General features: G+C 36.4%; 1 pseudogene. It reads left to right on the top strand.

The annotated features are described in order from the left end of the window. Window positions 1-920 (top strand): annotated as a pseudogene (locus ECA01S_RS13760) (ISL3 family transposase); the annotation flags it as partial. Window positions 921-958: the final 38 nt, after the last annotated feature.

The following is a 958-nucleotide window of genomic DNA, read 5'->3' on the forward strand; positions in this document are numbered from 1 at the left end:
AAAAGAACACGTCAATGACTGAAATCGCCCATCAGAAAAAAATTTCCACTTCTTCCGTCTATCGTATACTCAAAAAAATTCTACCAGCCAATGATCCCGTTTAAAACAAAGCTGCCTAAAATCTTACTTTTTGATGAATTTCAATCTGTTTGAAATACTTCTGGTGCCATGAGCTTTATCATGATGGACGGTGAAACAAACCAACTCTTTGATATTTTGGAAAATCGACAATTGTCTTATCTAAAAAAATATTTTTATCGTTTTTCAACGTCACAACGTGGTCACGTCACGCATATCGTAATGGACATGTACTCACCTTACATGTCGCTAGTTCATAAGCTATTTCCAAAGGCAAAGCTACTTATTGATTGTTTCCACATTGTACAGCACATTGGGCGAACTTTCAGAAACCATCGTATCTCTTGGACAAATCTTTTTTTGAAGGATCCGCAGGATCGTTCAAAAGGAAAACAATTAAAGCGCTACTGGAAGCTACTTCAGAAGAATCAAGATAAATTGAATTACCAAAAGCCTATATGGCGCCCAAGTTTTAAGAAGCATTTAACTGAAACCGAAATCGTTGACCGTCTTCTTTCCTACAGTGATGAGTTAAAAATAGGGTGTGATATCTATCAAGGGTTCCTTTATCGCGTTAAAAAATGGGATGTCTTAGGCTTTAGTGAATTACTCGCACTAGACGACACAGCTCTTCCCAATCAATGCCAAACTACGCTAAACACCTTTAAGAAATATCATAAACAAATCAAAAATGCACGACGTTATCCCTATTCCAATGGTCCATTAGAATGCCTGAATAATCATATCAAGGTATTGAAACGGAATGCCTACGGTTTTCGAGATTTCTATCATTTCAAACTGCGTATTTTTTATGCCATGGAAAAGCATTCATAAGAATATAAAAAATCCAGCGGATTTCTCCTCTGGACCAAATTATCTT

The sequence above is a fragment of the Enterococcus canis NBRC 100695 genome, from assembly GCF_001544375.1.
Taxonomy (GTDB): domain Bacteria; phylum Bacillota; class Bacilli; order Lactobacillales; family Enterococcaceae; genus Enterococcus_H; species Enterococcus_H canis.